At 45.4% G+C, this 17,581-nt stretch carries 14 protein-coding genes and 1 pseudogene; 8 read left to right on the plus strand and 7 right to left on the minus strand.

The genetic code is table 11. The features are described 5' to 3' along the window. Window positions 1-63: 63 nt before the first annotated feature. Entirely contained in the window at window positions 64-924 is an 861-nt protein-coding gene (locus JSQ80_RS13645) for a MurR/RpiR family transcriptional regulator (RefSeq protein ID WP_006676852.1), read from the plus strand. Between the two features lie 337 nt (window positions 925-1,261). On the opposite strand, the gene bluB is transcribed toward JSQ80_RS13645, so the two are convergent. From bluB to JSQ80_RS13670, 5 genes are all read right to left on the minus strand, one after another. After that, window positions 1,262-1,903: a 5,6-dimethylbenzimidazole synthase gene (gene bluB / locus JSQ80_RS13650; protein WP_087431828.1), complete on the minus strand. Its 642-nt coding sequence runs from the start codon at window positions 1,901-1,903 to the stop codon at window positions 1,262-1,264. Between the two features lie 689 nt (window positions 1,904-2,592). Further along, on the minus strand, window positions 2,593-3,441 hold the full coding sequence (locus JSQ80_RS13655) for a barstar family protein (protein ID WP_206095656.1): 849 nt from the start codon (window positions 3,439-3,441) through the stop codon (window positions 2,593-2,595). 27 nt (window positions 3,442-3,468) lie between these two features. After that, window positions 3,469-4,218, minus strand: coding sequence for a helix-turn-helix domain-containing protein (locus JSQ80_RS29740; RefSeq protein WP_206095657.1), 750 nt, complete (start codon window positions 4,216-4,218; stop codon window positions 3,469-3,471). A 341-nt stretch (window positions 4,219-4,559) separates the two neighbouring features. After that, on the minus strand, window positions 4,560-5,642 hold the full coding sequence (locus JSQ80_RS13665; protein ID WP_206095658.1) for a hypothetical protein: 1,083 nt from the start codon (window positions 5,640-5,642) through the stop codon (window positions 4,560-4,562). Between the two features lie 77 nt (window positions 5,643-5,719). Then, the gene (locus JSQ80_RS13670; RefSeq protein WP_206095659.1) at window positions 5,720-6,244 is read right to left on the minus strand and encodes a hypothetical protein; all 525 of its coding nucleotides are present in this window, start codon (window positions 6,242-6,244) and stop codon (window positions 5,720-5,722) included. Window positions 6,245-6,606: 362 nt separating this feature from the next. Between JSQ80_RS13670 and JSQ80_RS13675 the strand changes: the two genes are divergently transcribed. The 7 genes from JSQ80_RS13675 (at window position 6,607) to JSQ80_RS13705 (ending at window position 13,761) form a co-directional block, all read left to right on the plus strand. Beyond that, on the plus strand, window positions 6,607-7,833 hold the full coding sequence (locus tag JSQ80_RS13675; RefSeq protein ID WP_206095660.1) for an acyl-CoA dehydrogenase family protein: 1,227 nt from the start codon (window positions 6,607-6,609) through the stop codon (window positions 7,831-7,833). A 44-nt stretch (window positions 7,834-7,877) separates the two neighbouring features. Then, complete coding sequence (locus JSQ80_RS13680; RefSeq protein ID WP_206095661.1) at window positions 7,878-8,654, plus strand: SDR family oxidoreductase; 777 nt, start codon at window positions 7,878-7,880, stop codon at window positions 8,652-8,654. A gap of 78 nt (window positions 8,655-8,732) precedes the next feature. Beyond that, on the plus strand, window positions 8,733-9,818 hold the full coding sequence (locus JSQ80_RS13685; RefSeq protein WP_206095662.1) for a phosphotransferase family protein: 1,086 nt from the start codon (window positions 8,733-8,735) through the stop codon (window positions 9,816-9,818). A gap of 122 nt (window positions 9,819-9,940) precedes the next feature. Further along, window positions 9,941-10,720, plus strand: a complete 780-nt coding sequence (locus JSQ80_RS13690; protein WP_087431633.1) for an enoyl-CoA hydratase/isomerase family protein — start codon at window positions 9,941-9,943, stop codon at window positions 10,718-10,720. Window positions 10,721-10,789: 69 nt separating this feature from the next. Beyond that, window positions 10,790-12,475, plus strand: a complete 1,686-nt coding sequence (locus JSQ80_RS13695; RefSeq protein ID WP_206097596.1) for a long-chain-fatty-acid--CoA ligase — start codon at window positions 10,790-10,792, stop codon at window positions 12,473-12,475. A gap of 125 nt (window positions 12,476-12,600) precedes the next feature. Then, on the plus strand, window positions 12,601-13,164 hold the full coding sequence (locus JSQ80_RS13700; protein ID WP_206097597.1) for a TetR/AcrR family transcriptional regulator: 564 nt from the start codon (window positions 12,601-12,603) through the stop codon (window positions 13,162-13,164). 201 nt (window positions 13,165-13,365) lie between these two features. Then, window positions 13,366-13,761: a DUF3221 domain-containing protein gene (locus tag JSQ80_RS13705; protein WP_206095663.1), complete on the plus strand. Its 396-nt coding sequence runs from the start codon at window positions 13,366-13,368 to the stop codon at window positions 13,759-13,761. A gap of 806 nt (window positions 13,762-14,567) precedes the next feature. On the opposite strand, the gene JSQ80_RS13710 is transcribed toward JSQ80_RS13705, so the two are convergent. Both JSQ80_RS13710 and JSQ80_RS13715 read right to left on the minus strand, forming a co-directional pair. Next, a complete protein-coding gene (locus JSQ80_RS13710; RefSeq protein WP_206095664.1) occupies window positions 14,568-14,876 on the minus strand; it encodes a hypothetical protein in 309 nt (102 codons plus the stop codon). A 1,200-nt stretch (window positions 14,877-16,076) separates the two neighbouring features. Continuing rightward, window positions 16,077-17,438: pseudogene (locus JSQ80_RS13715) on the minus strand (IS1182 family transposase); the annotation flags it as partial. Window positions 17,439-17,581 lie beyond the last annotated feature (143 nt).

The raw sequence follows: 17,581 nt of genomic DNA on the forward strand, positions 1-17,581 counted from the left end.
TGGGGTGTGCTAGCGAGGTTACCGGATTCGCATTTTTCCCATTGGCAGTCAGGAGGAGGTACCATGTCTTCACAGGTTCCGGCGGTCATCGCAAAAATTGTATCGCAAACGCAAAAATTAACATACGGCGAAAATCAAATCGCCAATTTTGTTATACACAATCCGGAATTCATCACCCGTAACACCATTACGGCCATTGCGAATGAAATCGGCGTATCCGAGACAAGCATCAACCGTTTTTGCAAAAAGGTGGGCTTCAAAGGCTTCAACGATTTTAAAATCGCGTTCGCCCAGGATGCGTTTTACCGGGATATGCAGGCCAAAAAGAAAGAGAGACGCGAGATTAACGTCATTGATGCGCTGGCTCTCGACTATAACGAGCTGATCGTCAACACCTCGGCGCTCATTACGGAAGATCAGCTTCATCAAGTGGTCGAACTGCTGAAGGGAGCGCGCAGAATCGTCCTCATCGGCTTGTTCGATTCGTTCCTCGCGGCCATGGCCTTGAAGAACCGGCTCGCGATTATCGGCGTTCATGCCGATGCCATCAACGACAGCAGGGAAATGAAGATCGCCGCCTCCCAATGCGGTCCCGAGGATGTCGTCATCGCCTTCTCGCGTTCGGGTTCGACGCGGGAGATTATCGATGCCGTCTCCATCGCGCAGGTCAATCAGGCCAAGACCGTGGCGGTCACCTGCTACGACTCATCGCCGATTACCGAAAATGCGGTGGTCGATATTATTGCGCCGGATAAAATCTCGGTCAATAACAGCGCCTTTATGTCCAACCATATCACGTTTCTGTTTGTCGTTGATCTCATTATGAGCGTTTTCATTTCATCGGATAAGCAGTATTTGAAGAAAAAGCTGGACAGCGAAGGGATATTGGCCAGCGATCAGTCGATAACGAATTATTTTCTGTGATTGCAGGAACAGACGCTCCCGCGCGGCGGGGGCTATTCCTGTGATCATCTGGGGAGCATTATTGGGATTCAGGATCCGAAAGGCAAACTGACGGAGACGTACAGCTACGCGGTTTATAAGTAAGGATGCGTATGAGGGAGAAATCATTCGAGTACTACCTGCTCTCTTTAACGGACAGTAAAAAGTGTTCTTGTTTCATGTTGTTTTTCAATAAATTTAAGACCTTGAGAGCGGCAATCCTTTACCCCCACCCAGTGACGAATGAATCGAGCGGCCCAGACCAAAGCCGATGACAAGTAACAAGCCAAATAACTGTAGCTTGTTACAATCCATTCGCTTATTGTTCTCCCCATTTATTATGAAATATTAGATTTTCAAGAGATTTTCGTTTTTCCCACTTAACTTGTTCTAAAATGGGAGCAGAGGGGTAGTCGTCCGTATATCCAATGGAAATTAAAGCAACAGGGTCAATGTGCGGAGGTATTTGCAAAATATCTCGAACATCATTTTTTTTGTAAAAACTTACCCATCCCATGGCTAAACCTTCTACACACGCCGCTAACCACATATTTTGGATTGCACATGCTGTAGAAAGAATATCCGTCTCCGGAATCGAATTTCGTCCTAGTACATGCGAGCCCCCGCTTGTTGGATCACAGGTGACACAGATCGTTAAGGGCGCCTCTTTAATTCCTTCAATTTTTAAACTTAAAAATTGGGTAGCGCGCTCTTCTTCGTAATGAATCGCCAAAGCTCGTCTTTCTTTTTCTGTCGCCCAAGCTAATCTCTCTTTGACTTCCATAGAATCCACTATAATGAAATTCCATGGCTGCATAAATCCTACAGAGGGTGCATGGTGTGCCGCTTGTAAAATTCGGTCGATAATCTCTTTAGGTACAGGATTCGGAAGAAAATTCCGAATGTCTCTTCTTTTATGAATGACATTATAAACTGCTTCTTTTTCGATCTCATTAAACATGTGATGCGCCTCTTTCATTCTGTATCGTGCCTCCATCATCCATTGTAGCTATCCTTTGATAATGTGGATTTTTTCTTTCTCTACGTTGTTTTGAAATCGGAAACATCTCGAAATGTCTACTCCTCGATCCGTTCACCCTTTAAGGATATCATAGATTCCACATATTCGACAAATTAGATCAATTTTCTACTTATTTTTTATTTTGAGCCGAGCGACGATTCGCCGTTGTGTTCAACTATATCGCCCTTTTGTTGTCGTCCTTGCCGAGTTTGTAACGTGCCTATAGGAATTGAAACTCTGGAAACGCATGGGGAAACGAGCATGCCTATATATGGTTTACTGACTTTGACCCAACCGCAGTCTACTGGCATTATGAATGGTCTGGGGAATGGATTCGCGCCGAGCGAAGCCGATTACGCGAGCTGAGGTGGCCGTGGTGGCAGATCGGATATTGAAGCAGATAATGGGGAAATAAGAGCTTGGGCTGAGCCTGCTCCCTGTTACACGATAAGAGCCGTGGGATCATTCCTACGGTTCTTACATTGAAAAAGAGAAATTATTAGCGCGTGTATTCATATCTCTTGAAAAAGAAACCTTGAGAGGTTTGAAGCCAATCAAGGTTGAAAGAATAGATTCATTGTTAGTATCCTGCATGAAACTAGGAGCAAGCAAAAAGTCGATTTCACATATTATTTTTCAAATATAATATTAATCCCTTCATTTTTTAAGTTTTCAACAAGGGCTTGAAATAACGGCCTGTTCCCTCGTTCTTCAAAAAAAGGCTCATCTCCCGAATATTCATTGCTTCTATATTTGATTTCTTTTTCCCAAGCCTGAACATCCAAACAATGTTCTGCTACTTTGTAATTTGTCCATATTAGAGTAAATGGCGATACTGCCCCATAACCTCCATGTAAACAATCAATTAAGGAATTAAAATCAAAACCCAAATAGCCCCCTGGACCATTAATGGATTCTCCTAAAGCACAAAAAAATGAAGCATAGTCACTAATATGTGCACCATCTAAATAAAATGTCTCCTCTTTTGTTTCTTTGTTATCTATAAATACCTTATTTGGGTTATACTTGGTTACAACTTTTAACCAGGCTCTCCTCCCATTTTCATTAAGTTTTGCCCATTCGTTAATTTTAGATGGAGGGGAGTTTCGCCACAACTCCCAGATTTCAAGTTCTTCATTTGACACAATACTTTCTAATGAACCAATCAAACTAAGATCATATGGCGAGCTAGGAAAGCCCACCTTGTGATAGTATATATTGTCTTCGATTGCAAAAGAGCAATTTGCGAGAATATCCTTATTTTTATAAACCATGCATATATATACCAGTCTGCAAAAAGACTCTTTTCTTCGTACAATATAATCTTTAAACTCATTACAAAAAATAAATTGTTTTAATAAAATTCGATGCTTTGAACTCTCATTTATATAACCTGAACCATCTAGTCCTGCTATATCGTTACAATATCCAATTACTAGTTCACTGTCATCATCTAGAAGTGAGAACTTAAAATCCAATTTACACTCCTCCTCAGTATCTATTATTTAACTCCTCCATCTGGAAACCAAGGAGAGGGGAATACCTTTGGTACGGAAGAGCATCCATTCTGGGTACCCGGCCAAGGTTGGGTAGAGGCAAGGCTTTTGAAGGCAGGAGACCTGCTTCAGAATCCGGAAGGCAAACCGTATCCGATCGACCGGATCGAGATTAAGAACAATCTCATATTCCAACTTCTTCATGGGCAGCTTTTGGCGCTCTACTTCGGATAGCTCCTTTGATGCCTTCTTTCGTACTCGTCCATCTCGCAAAGCATCCTCGCCACCAGCTTCATACTTCTTTACCCACTGGTATACTTGCTGGTAAGAGACTTGATATTGGTTTGCTGTCTTCTGGTACTCGTGGTCATGGGCAAGACAATAAAGGACAATATCCACTCGTTCTTGCCAGGTTGTAGACCGCCCCTTAGCCATAGCTTTCGCTCCCCTTACATAGGTTTTTAAGCTGCTATGACTATTATACTTCTTAATCCAATTACGGAGTTGGGTTCGAGACTTACGGATAATTTGACTTTGTGATAATTCCCCGAATAGATAATTTTTGACCGCTTGAAGCTTGAGCTCTGCAGAATAACTTCTGTTGTGGGTCTGATGTTCCAACCCTTCATATCCGTATAGTTCATAACGATCTCGCCATTCAATCAATGTAGTTGTTCCGATACCGTGCTTTTTGGCGGCGGTCTCTAATCCCATTTCACCATTTTCAATTTCCTGTAACACCGCCAGTTTCTCTTGCACACTCCATTCTCTTGCACACTCCATTCTCTTCTCATGACAAAGCTCCCCTTATAGTAGAAGGTTTTTATTATTTCACCTGTCTACTTTAAGGGGAGCGAGCATATCATAGCCTAACTCTTTGTCTCTTTGTTTGTCATTCTCCATGTTTGCTTCTATTTCGCTCAAGACTTAAGACCCAAAACAAAACTTACAGCAATTATAACGTTCAAGCTGATGGAATAACTAACACGTAACAATGCATATGCTGCTCAACTAATCATTTCATCTGTCGAGAACTCTTTCTCGACAAGCTGAGGCCTTCACTTTTAAGTGAAGGCCTTAAGTGATATTTGGAATCTTAACTATTTGACTGATTTGTAGAATTGAATAATTAAACTAAATGTAGTTGGATAAGGTTGATTCAGTTCATTAATTCTATTCATATCAGCTATCATCTCTCGATTTCTGTTATTCGTAATTAAAACGTAAAACTCTTTGTCAGGCGCATTTATTTCCTCCAAGAGAGATTCTTCGAAATCAATTTCCGTTTTGTACCCTTTAATTACGTCTATATTTTCTATAACCCTTTCTATTTTTCCATCTTGATCGATAAATATTATATCGATTTTTGTGCTAAAAGAAATAGCATCAAGTATCATTCTTTGAGGGGGATTCGTTGCAATAAAGTTAGTACTTTTGTTCCTTATTGTCAGTTCGTTCCTTTTATTATCGTACAGTTTGGGAAAAGGAAAAACAGATATACTAGGGTCATTAAGAAGTTCCTGATTTATATCTAAATTATCATGGACTGCAGCAGCATTTATTTTATCAAATTCGTTGGAATTTAGGATTGCGTATCTTGAGACAGCTAAATAAGATCCGTCATAATGTTTTTCAGAATGAATAGGGATTACTGTTAGTTCTTCATTGCTTTGAATATCCCACATTATTTCTAATGGTATTATGGTTGCAGATTTTTCTTTGTAATTAATGGTTACTGTAGAATACCATTGACTATCTTCAGGTGACTTAATTAGAGCAGTTTTATTGCCTTGAAGGAATATTAACTTTATAGTTCCACCATTCAATTTCGTATCAACAATAAACTCGCCCTTAATGATATTGCTCTGATTAGAATTTATGTAATACGAATAAGAATCATCGCCAGGTAATTTGATTTTCCTTTCCAACTCTTTATCTATTTGGAATTTATGGGCATATGAATACATTGTTGAGTGACTAACCACCTTTTCTGATTTAGATAATAGCGGGTGTTGGTCTTTTAAAACTATTTTTTCTGATTCAGATACAATTTTCCCATTGAATTGTTTCGTGTTCAATGAAGTATCTTTACTCTGATATATAAAATATATAGTTAAAGAGAGTATTACTATCAAGCCTAGGCAGGCTATTTTTATTTTTCGATCTTTTCTAGAGAGTTTCATAATATGCTCCATGATGTAAATTTAATATGGATGGCAGTATGCCATCCATGATATTTATTAATCGGATTAGAGATTTATTAATAAGGTCCTCCACTATACTGAACACTTGCTAGGGTTTTCTCTTCAAATAGAACACCGTCATGTGTTGCAGTGTGGTAGGAGATAGTTTCGTATCTTCCGGGAGAAGCTTGGAACTTACTAACATGAGAAAAAGCTGTACCGTATGCCAAAGACCAGCCTTTCGAACCAGTGTCAACTAATTCAGGTTGTTGGAACACCATGATATACCAGAGAGATGCTGTTGCTGAAGTAACAGTTGTGATCACCCTTCCTTTTGTTGTTCCAGTACCAAGGACGGCACCAACACCGTTTTCAGCTGTACTTTTTCCAACAGCAAGATTTTGAAACTGAGAGTTCGCAGCCGAAGCAAATGAATTGATTGGTATTTCGTCAGTAGACTCAGGCAGTCCTTTTTCATACCGAATTACTGGAGTATAGTTTACAGTTAAATCTTTAGCTACCTGTGTTTCAGCTGGATTAGCCAATGCAGTTCCTGGTAAGGCTAGTGACAATAAGAGAAGTGCAGTAAGTGATTGTTTCAAGAATCTCATTTTCATTAATTTACCTACATTTGAATAATTTTGTTAACAACACTGCGAATGCTACAGGAATATATACCATTTATACAGTTATTAAATGGAAAATACATAAAATAGTAAAAAAGTACAAGACTCGTTAAATCTGTTCAGTTTATCGAAATAAATCCCCTCGTATACGTACGCATCGCATATTCCCAGCAGTTAACCCATGATACATTTCCAGACGGGAAGAGCGTCACGTGACAGAGAAACGGTGCGCGATTTGGAGAAAGGAATCTCTTGAATATTTTGGAAAACTAATCTATAGTGATTATAACGTCAACATACTATCCGGTCGGTATGTTGGTCGAAGGGAGGAAATTTCAATGAACTTTGATTACTCCAAGAAGGTGCAGTCCTTGCAGACATCGTTGCTGGAATTCATGAATGAAGTGGTATATCCGAATGAAAAGACGTACGAAGAGCAGTTGCATCAGGCCGGCAGCAGGTGGACGGTTCCGCCAATTATGGAGCAGATGAAGCAGCAGGCCAAGCAAGCCGGACTCTGGAACTTGTTCTTGCCGGACAGCGAATACGGTGCGGGCCTTACCAATCTAGAATACGCGCCGCTGTGCGAAATTATGGGTAGTTCGCTTATCGCGCCCGAAGTATTCAACTGTTCGGCACCGGATACGGGAAATATGGAGGTCCTCGTTCGGTACGGCACTCGGGAGCAGAAGGATAAATGGCTCGTTCCTTTGCTGGAAGGGGAAATCCGTTCATGCTTCTCCATGACGGAACCGGATGTCGCGTCATCGGATGCGACGAATATCGAAGCGACCATTGAGCGTAACGGCAATGAGTACGTCGTGACCGGACGCAAATGGTGGTCTTCGGGTGCGGGCGATCCACGCTGCAAGGTCGCGATCGTGATGGGGAAGACCGATCCGAGCGCGCCGCTCTACGAGCAGCAGTCGATGATTCTGGTGCCCATGGATGCGCCCGGTGTCCGGGTTGACCGCATGCTTCAAGTGTTCGGATATGATCATGCGCCGCACGGTCATGCGGAGATTGAGTATGACCAAGTGCATGTGCCTGCCGATTCGATCCTGTGGGAAGCAGGCAAGGGATTTGCCATTGCGCAAGGACGATTGGGACCGGGACGCATCCATCATTGCATGCGTCTCATAGGTGCGGCCGAGCGGGCGCTCGAGCAGCTGTGCAAGCGTGTTCGGCAGCGCATGGCATTCGGCAAGCCGCTTGCCAAGCAGGGCGTAATTCAAGATTGGATTGCCGCTTCGCGCATCGATATCGAGCAAGCGCGCCTGCTGACGCTGAAAGCGGCTTATATGATGGACACTGTGGGGAATAAGGCAGCGAAGGCGGAGATTGCCATGATTAAAGTGGTAGCGCCCAATATGGCGTTGCAGGTGCTGGATCGGGCCATTCAGGCGCTGGGCGCCGCCGGTGTCAGCGAAGACTTCCCGCTCGCTGCGCATTGGGCCAATGCGAGAACGCTGCGTCTGGCGGACGGCCCGGACGAAGTGCACAAAGCCGCTATCGCCAAGCTTGAGCTGAGAAAATACGAGGACTTGAAAGCGGTTACGGTCTAAATGAATCTGTATATCAGCGTCGTAGCTGAGAGGGGGGACGGAGGATGAACGCCACACAATTATTTGATTTGACGGGCAGAACCGCGATTGTTACTGGCGGCGGCCGCGGACTCGGGGCACAGATTGCCCAAGGGCTGGCCGAAGCAGGGGCCAATCTTGTCCTGTGCTCGCGGAATGTGGAGACTTGCGAGGAGACCGTAACGCGGATTCAACAGGACACGGGCGTGTCATGCGCGGCTATGGCTTGCGACGTCAGGAATCCTGAAGATGTGCGGAGAGTTGTGGAACAGACGGCAGCAACGTTCGGGCGCATCGACATTCTCGTTAATAATAGCGGCGCCTCATGGGGTGCGCCCGCGGTCGATATGCCGCTGGAAGCCTGGAACAAAGTCATGGACATTAACGTGACCGGCACGTTCTTAATGTCGCAGGCGGTTGGCCGGGTCATGATCGAACAGAACGGCGGCAAGATTATCAACATTGCTTCCATAGCTGGGCTGAGCGGAACCGATCCGAAGTGGCTGGACGCTGTCGGCTACAGCGCGAGCAAGGGAGCTGTCATCGCGTTTACGAGAGATTTGGCGGTCAAGTGGGGCAAGCATAATATTAACATCAATGCGATTGCGCCCGGTTTCTTCCCGACCAAGATGACCCGGGAGATCCTTCATCAGGGAGGCGAACAGATACTCAGCCTCACTCCGCTGGGGCGTCTCGGCTCTGACAGCGATCTTAAAGGCAGCGCCGTATTTCTGGCATCAGACGCTTCCAATTACATGACTGGCGCAGTGCTGACGGTTGATGGAGGCATGTCGGCAATGTAGCTTCGTATTAGAACAACGGCACCATTTCTTCGGCCATGGTTGATAAGCAATCATACGATAAGGGGGCTTGCATGAACGATGTCCAAGCAAGAAGCATTACCGAAGGACACGATTCCCGTTCGCAAGGGCGAAGAACTGAATTTCGCTGCGCTTGAGACGTATTTGCGGGAGCATCTGGACATTCCGCCTGGCGGTTCGATGGCAGTCGAACAGTTCGGGGCGGGTCATTCCAACCTAACCTATCAAATTTGCATGGGAGAGTGGCAGGCGGTTGTGCGTCGTCCTCCTTTCGGCCCAGTTGCGCCCAAAGCGCACGACATGGAGCGCGAATACACCATCCTCGACCGGCTGCATCCATTTTTTTCGCTCGCTCCCCGTCCGTATTTATACTGCGAGGACATCTCGGTTATCGGCAGTCCGTTCTTCGTTATGGAGAGGCGGCACGGAGTCATTTTGGATCAAAGCTTTCCGCCGCATGTGAAATATACGCCCGAGTTGGGGAGAAAAATTTCCGAGGCGATGGTGGCAACACTCGTGCAGCTGCACGAGGTGCCTTACCAAGAGACGAACCTGACAGCGATTAGCCAACCGGACGGTTTTATGCGGCGGCAAGTCCATGGCTGGGTGGAACGGTATGAGCGCGCCAAGACAGAGGAGATTCCGGAAGCGGAGCAGCTTAAAAAGTGGCTGATCGACTCGCTGCCGGCTTCGCAGTCTCCGACCGTCATTCACTATGATTACAAGCTGAACAATGTGATGTTTTCCGGCAGCAATATGAGCGAAATGACCGGCGTGTTCGACTGGGAGATGGCGACGGTTGGCGATCCGATGGCCGATGTCGGCGCTGCGCTCAGTTATTGGTTCGAGCAAGACGATCCGCCGGAGCTGCTGCGCGGATTGGGGCATCTTCCGTTGACGATTCAGCCGGGATTTATGTCGCGGGACGAATTTCTGGAAGCTTATGCGGCACGAAGCGGACGTGATGTGTCCGACGTTCATTACTATTTGACGTTTGCCTATTTCAAGCTGGCCGTTATCTGTCAGCAAATTTATTACCGTTGGAAAAAGGGGCAGACGAAGGATGGGCGGTTTGCCCGCTTCAATGAAACCGTGCAAGCGCTGGTTGCGCATGCTTTGCGGCAGACTGAACGGCGGGAACGGTAGGCAAACGCGTTGTCCAACATAGATGGGCAGGATGCAAACGATGAATGCATATTCCTAACGGCTCTTCTGAGATACGAGGTTTGCTTGCGAAAAAAATGAAAACGAAGGAGGTTTGAACGAATATGGGTAACGAACATTTGCTGGCACATAAGGATGGGCATGTCCTGTCACTGAAATTAAACCGTCCGGAGGCGCTGAATGCGTTCAGTCCGCCGATGATTCTGGGATTAATCGAGGCGTTGGAAGAGGCGAGAGCGGACGCGGACATTCGGGTCATCTGCATTTCGGGTGCGGGACGTTCCTTCAGTGCGGGCGGAGACGTGAAGACGATGGGCGATGCGACCCCCGAGACCGTATACGATCATATCGGAATGCTTAATAAGTTAATCCAATTCATCAAGGAAATTGAGAAGCCTGTCATTGCGGTTGTGCATGGATTTGCGGCTGGTGCGGGTTTTAACTTGGCATTGGCGTGCGATTTGATTTTGGCGGCGAATGGCAGCAAATTTACGATGAGCTTTGCTCAAGTGGGACTGATTTCCGATGGCGGAGGACTCTTCTTCTTGCCGCATTTGATCGGAATACACCGGGCCAAAGAGCTGTTATTCAGCGCAGAGCCGATTGAGGCGGAATATGCGCACCGCATCGGCATCGTCAATCGGCTGTATCCGCTTGAAGAATTGGAGGCAGGCGCCATGCAGTACGCCTCTCGCTTGGCAAAGGGGCCTAGCAAGGCATACGGAATGATCAAAAAAATTGCCGATCAGTCATTAACGTCCAGCTTGGCTCATATTCTTGAGCGGGAGCGGACTGCACAGGCGATGATGGTTACGACCGAAGACCACCGGGAAGGGGTGCAGGCGTTTACAGAAAAGCGGCAACCGTCATTTAAAGGCCGCTAGCAGAACGGCTCTATCTGTTGGCAGTTCCAGAGATTTCGAGATTCGTATGAATGAGGAGGCGAATTTTTGGTGATACGTTCCTATTTTGCGTATTGGCCTGCGCGCATGCCTGCTACACTTTCGGTTCCGGACACGACGCTGAGCGACAATTTGGAAGTTACCGCCCGACGCTACCCAGATAAGACAGCCATCATTTATTATGATAATTTTTTCTCCTATCGAACTTTACTGGAAGAGGTAAACCGCATGGCCGCTTATTTGCTCCATCTGGGTGTTCAAAAAGGCGATCGTGTGCTGTTGTATATGCAGAATAGCCCTCAATTCATTATCTCCTATTACGCGATTTTGCGGTCTGGCGGCATCGTCGTGCCGATCAATCCGATGAATCTGGCGGAAGAGCTCTCCTTTTTTATCGAAGACGGCAGCGTGAGAGTCGGCCTGGTCAGTCAGGAGCTGTATCCGCGTATCGAATCGCTGCTTGCGTCCAGCTGTCTGGAACGCATTATTCTCGCCACTTATTCCGATTACTGCAAGAACGTTGGCGCAGAAGTGCCGGACATCGTCAAGGCCCCGCAGCTTGAAGCGGTATCCTCGCAAGTCATCCCATGGACAGAAGCTATGGAGGCCGCAATCGAACCGCGGCCTTTCCCGGATACGGAGGCGCGTGATCTGGCGGTTCTGCCTTACACTTCCGGCACGACAGGCAAACCGAAGGGCTGCATGCATACGCACAAGTCGGTGCAGGCCAATGTGATATCAACCGCATTCTGGGGCGCGCTGACGCCTGAATCGAAGGGGTTGGCGACGCTTCCATTATTCCATGTCAGCGGAATGATTCACAGCATGCATGTGCCTATTTATATCGGTGCCACCATGGTAATTATGACGCGGTGGGAACGCAATACGGCAGCGCTGCTGATTGAACGCTATGGTTGTACGCATTGGACTGGAATCAGCACGATGATCATTGATTTTCTTGCCAATCCACGCTTGCATCAGTACGACATCAGCTCGCTTACGGTCATTAACGGAGGTGGAGCGGGGCTGCCGGAAGCCGTCGGCGAGAAGCTGCACCAAGCAACCGGCATTCGGTTTGTGGAAGGATACGGCCTGTCGGAAACAATGGCGCAAACGCACTGCAATCCGATCGACAGGCCGAAGCTGCAATGTCTCGGCATCCCTGCTTTTGACGTGGACTCCCGCATCATTGATCCTGTGACGCTTGAGGAGAAAGGACCTCATGAAGTAGGGGAAATTATTATCAACGGCCCGCAATTATTTCAAGGGTATTGGAATAATCCGGAGGACACGAAGAGCGCTTTCATTGAAGTGGACGGCAAACCGTTTATCCGTACCGGGGATATCGGGCGGTATGACGAAGAAGGATATTTCTTCATCGTCGATCGCGTAAAGCGCATGATTAACGCTTCCGGCTTCAAGGTATGGCCAACGGAGGTGGAATCGATTCTTTACAAGCACCCGGCCATTCAAGAGGCTTGTGTCATCGGCGTGCCGGATGAGCGAAAGGGAGAGGAAATCAAAGCCTTCGTCGTCCTGTATGAAGACAAGCGCGGTACGGTGGAAGCGGGCGATATTATAAGCTGGGCGCAGCAGCATATGGCAGCCTACAAATATCCCCGCATCGTTGAGTTCGTTGCTTCGCTTCCGATAACCGGCAGCGGCAAAATTTTATGGCGCAAATTGCAGGATGAAGCGTGGGATAAAGCGAAAAAAGAAGGCGCTAATTCCATGTAAAGAGGACGTTGCTGGCAAGTGAGGCTTCTCAGTTCCATTTGTTACCTTTACATGTCTCCATTCTTCAAGATAACATAGAAACAGTTCATTCGACATGAGGAGGAGAATCACGCTTGGAGCCGTCCATGAAAGATAGAATCATCAAGCACAGCATCGCGCTTTTTGAAAAGAAAGGATTCAGTGAAACGTCGATTCAAGACATTGTCGATACGCTGGGCGTGACAAAAGGAACCTTCTACTATTACTTCACCAGCAAAGAACAACTGCTGACGCAAATTCATCTGCAGTACATTGACCATATCCTTGAGCAGCAGCGCCGCATTATCGAGCAGCCGGACAAATCATGGAGAGAGAAGCTGTCTGATGTCATCTGCATGTTGATTCAACAAATTGGAGTCCGGGGAGGAAGCGCACGAATCTTTTTCCGTGAGCTGCTTCATATTACAGGCGGCGACCTGAGCGAAATGAAGGGAAAGCGGGACCAGTTCCGGTTCAACTTTCAATTGATTATCGAGCAGGGAATGGAGAGCGGAGAGTTCCGCAATGATTTGCCGGCAGATATGATGACGTTCGGTGTTCTTGGCGCTTGCAATTGGTGTTATACATGGTTCAAACCGGATGGCCCAGTGAGCGATACCGAGATTGCGTCCATCTATACCGAGATGTTTCTCAATGGGTTGAATAAATAGCCAGTCCCTTTCCTTTTGGGAAGGGGTTATCCTTTTCGGCGTTGACACCCATCTGTTTAAGAGTGCTTAGGAGCTTATTCCTAAGTGCTCTTTTTATTATTTTGTGACAAATTTATGAAGTATATGGAAAAATAAAGGACTTATTGCTTGTAGAATAGAAATAAGGAAATGTAACCAAAAATTACAAGGAGGTTCATCACTATGATCACAAAAAAGAAAGTAGTAGCTGCAGCAACCATTCTTACTTTAGGTTTAGGATTTACAGTAGGATTCACACCGGCTTATGCGCATGCAGACGAATCTTCATCGAAGAGCACTTCTATCTCATCTGTTGAGAAACAGGAACAATCACCCTTCACAGGTTATATCATGTTAATCGGCGACAAGTATATGACTGTTGCAGATACTCCCACAAAAGAAGAAGCAGTGCAAGGAGATTGGAGAGAGCTGGTCGATCAAGGCAAAATATTAGTTGTCCCTATTCCAGAAAATGGAACATATGGAGTGGGAGAAAGATTGAATGTCTATTTCAAAGCGATGACTAAGTCACTTCCACCAATTGCGATTTCACCTACTATTGAAAAAATTGTAGAGTAATCTAGGTTTTAATTAAGTTATTTCAATGAAAAGAAGATGGAGAGACCACAGAGGCGTAAGCCGCCAATGTGGTCTCTTTTTGGGGTCAGTCAAGAACTTTGTTTAAACACTCCCAGTGAAAACTTGTGGATTAAGTAGGGCAAATGGGGACGTATTTCCTTCTTGCTTGAAAAATATACGATGAGATTGAAAATTGGAGGCAGTTCACTTCCAAACCCATATGGTTCTGCATGGTATCTTACTCACGGCAGGCCATTAACGCTAATCAAGCTCAGGACTATCTTGCTCCATATCGGCACCATTTCCTACGCAGTACCATTGATTTGTTCCGCTCCCTTTCATCATTGGCAAGGGATAATTAGGTTCAAAGGCAAAACGTGAACGGCCCCCTGCTACGATCGTGAAGGAGGCCGTTTTGTTCTTTTGATTATTTTATTGGTTGGGACCATTCAACAAACTTATTGGCATCTTCAAAGCTTCCATCGTATGGTCCATAACTATCACCAGAAGGCCATCCTGTACCTTCTGCTTCCATGTACCTCTATTAACAAACGGAGTAATCCAATAAATTATTGAAACATAACCAGATCCTATTTTTGGACCTTCATAAACTGTATCAATAGTTCGAGTAATATCACTTGTTAAAGAGCTTTCTACGGCAGCAGAGAGGCCTTTTGCAGATGCAGAACCAGAAACTTTAAAGTTTGAGCTGAGTTTAAAAGTATCAGTGACTTTTTTAGTTGAACCTGCTGCAACGGAGGTGATTTGTCTAGCTTGTAAAGGAGTTTCTCTTTGGGTGACATTTTTTACAACATTCCATTCCAGTCGACTGAAACATCATACCAAGCAGATGGGGTGAAAGTTTCTCTTTTTTCAGTAGGAGCATGGTAAACATTTTCAATTCTAATTTCCTCAGATGTAGCTTGCTTCGCAATTGCTTGAAGTTCTTTTTGAGTGAGTTTCCCGTCTGCTTTATGGGATATTGTAAATTTCTTTCCATAAGCATTTAAAACGTTAGATTGAGATATAGTAGACTGAGCTAGTGCCAAAGAAGCGGATGAAACAGTAAGTAAGACGGCGAAGCATAGAGATGTTATTATTCTTCTTTTCTTCATGATTATACCTCTTATTTATAATATTGTATTTCCTTGTCAATATATCAAACAAAAGTAGATTTTATAAGAAAAATATCCCTTTAATTGATTTTATATGAAAACGGGCTTAAGATAATGATAGGATTGCCAGTATAGGAAGTACTTAATATAATAACCATATTGAAGAAAGAAAAAGGGCATTTCTAGTGAACGAATCGTTAGTATTAAACTCACTGGAAGCCCCTTTTTAGAATTAACCCATGTTGTATTAGATCCCATCGAAAAACGGCTTGCGGTATGCTTGCCGGAAGTCGGGAGGTGATTTTAGGTGATTCTTAGGCTAGGTATTATTTCATTTGCTTTTAGCGGTTTTTTCTACACTTGGGAGAGGGTTTCGGCGTTTTTTTCAACTTATATGATGTGGATTGGATATGAGGGGGGGAGGGATTTAACTGTTTCATACCCAGCTTTCTTCGACAATTTTTTTGTTCCCTTCTTTTTTTTATTAGGAATTGTTTTATGCATTTGTGAGGTAGTTTTTTCAATCAAGAAAAAGAAAAAGTGACATTCCTTAACGAGCAAAAGCAGAGGGATGCAGGTTTCCTGAGATTCTGCGTAAGGAGAACTAGGGTGATAATGTGTCTAGTGGAATATTTCTTTGTGAATAAGAAAAACGAGTTAGAGTTGTGCTCAATTCCGAAAATAAATGGAAATAGACCGCCTATCCAGTAAGGGAGCGGTCTATCTCGGCTCGACTTTGCAGCCGACCGTTTTTATCGCGGTTATTATGCGGAGCCGTGCTAGCAGCACGGTCCCTTGTTCATTTTTGTAGAATTAGAGCTGCCAAGTACTTCTCTCTACTCTCCCTCTCGTTCAGAAAGGGCATTCCTCCCTCAACTCGTTCAATTCAGTCGACCTTAAGAACGTGCAACTGATTCGAAACCGTGCTTTTTGATTTGGACAAGGGTGGAATGGACCATAGCAACTGCATTTGTGCAGTTGTTTTTGCGAAATGCCGCCCTTTATGGCGTTTGAAATGCAAATGTGCAGTTCAAAATGAGGCGGCTACCCGTATTCGTGCGATTTCGCGAAAATGAACTGCGCTTTTCAGACTGTTGAAAAATCGGTTTAAGCGGCAGAATTTAGAGCTAAAGGTTTCGATAAGTTCCTTAATTTGGTTAAAACAACAGGTGGAGTCTTTTGCTTCTGCCCACCTCCGACCTTTTGGGCCAGGTACCTGGCAATCTTTTTTACATTCTGGGCTATTGCGGTCATGAAAGCTTGTTCCTGCGTTTTAGCTCTCCCGCGGAACTTGCAGCGACGATATCCATGAAGCTCTTTTGCATCTGCAAAGCTTCGTTCTATCGTTTGAGGACGCAACTTATAGGCCGCCTCTCCGGAATGGGTTTTCCGGTACTGAGCGACCTTCTCTTTACTCTCTTCCCATATATGTCGTTCGATCTTACGTTGGTGGTTGGCCGATTTCGTACACTGATTGAGCAGGGGGCAGTTTGCACACTCCTGGGCATTTGACGTGTATTCCCGATACCCTTGTCGATTGGTAGTCGTATACATTAGCATTTTTCCTGCAGGACACAGGTAGCCATTTTCTTCCGCATGGTAGATAAACTGTTTCTTCGGAAAAATGTCAGGGGGCGTTGGAGCATTGCGTTCCGCGATAGCCGCAGCGATCTCTAGCTTTAGCGTCTGATCGCATATGTAAGGCGTCATGTACCCCGAATCCAGCGCGACGGCTTCCAGCGTCGATTGAAATGCAAAGGTTTGGATTTGTCGCTTGAGGCGTTCCACGTAGACGGCAGCGTCATTAACATGGCCAGGTGTCACATGGACATCGGTGATAATGTTATATTTATGGTCGACGGTGCGATGGTCGAGATAACAGAATGCCTCCGGTTTACCGCTTCGTTTCATCAGTCCGCACTCGGGATCGGTTTGACTTACTTTACGTGGTTTTTCCTCCCCGGAAGGCTTCCGGGGAGGAAGGGGCTTTTTTCCGTGGCTCTCTCGATCCTCGTTGATGGCCTTCTCTAATTCTTTTAGATAGTCATGAGGGGTCTCTTCGAGAACCTGCATCGTGTAGCGATTATTGTTAGCGTTGGCTCGAATATGAGTCGAATCGGTCACCAAGAGACGACCATCCACCATCTTATGGTTGATCGCCAGATGTACCATTTCATCAAAAATCTCTTGAAAGAGATTCGTATCTTTAAACCGATTATTCCGGTTCCAACTGATCGTCGAGTGATCGGGGACGCGATCGGAGAAACGCAGGCCAAGGAACCAGCGATAAGCAGCATTCGGAATGATTTCTTGCTCCAATTGACGTTCAGAGCGTATGCCGTACAAATATCCGATGAGCATCATTTTAAATAATACAACGGGGTCTAAGGCCGGTCGTCCCTTGGTTTCGCTATAGTAAGGCCGAACTTTTTCCCTGATAAAAGAGAAATCCACATATTTATCGATAAGGCGTAGCAGATGATCTTGAGGTACCAATAAATCCATGCAAATAAGTTCCATTTCATTATGAGCTTTGTTTTCGGACTGCTTGCTATTCAACAAGATCACCACACGCCTCTCATCCAAATTAATTACTGATATTGTATCATACTAATGCGTTAGTGCACCGAAAAACACGGCTTTTTTCAACAGTCTGGCTTTTTCAGTCCAGCGTGACGAAAGACGCAAAAAGGGAATTTTCAAAT

It is taken from the genome of Paenibacillus apiarius, from assembly GCF_017052585.1.
GTDB classification, from domain to species: Bacteria; Bacillota; Bacilli; order Paenibacillales; family Paenibacillaceae; genus Paenibacillus_B; species Paenibacillus_B apiarius.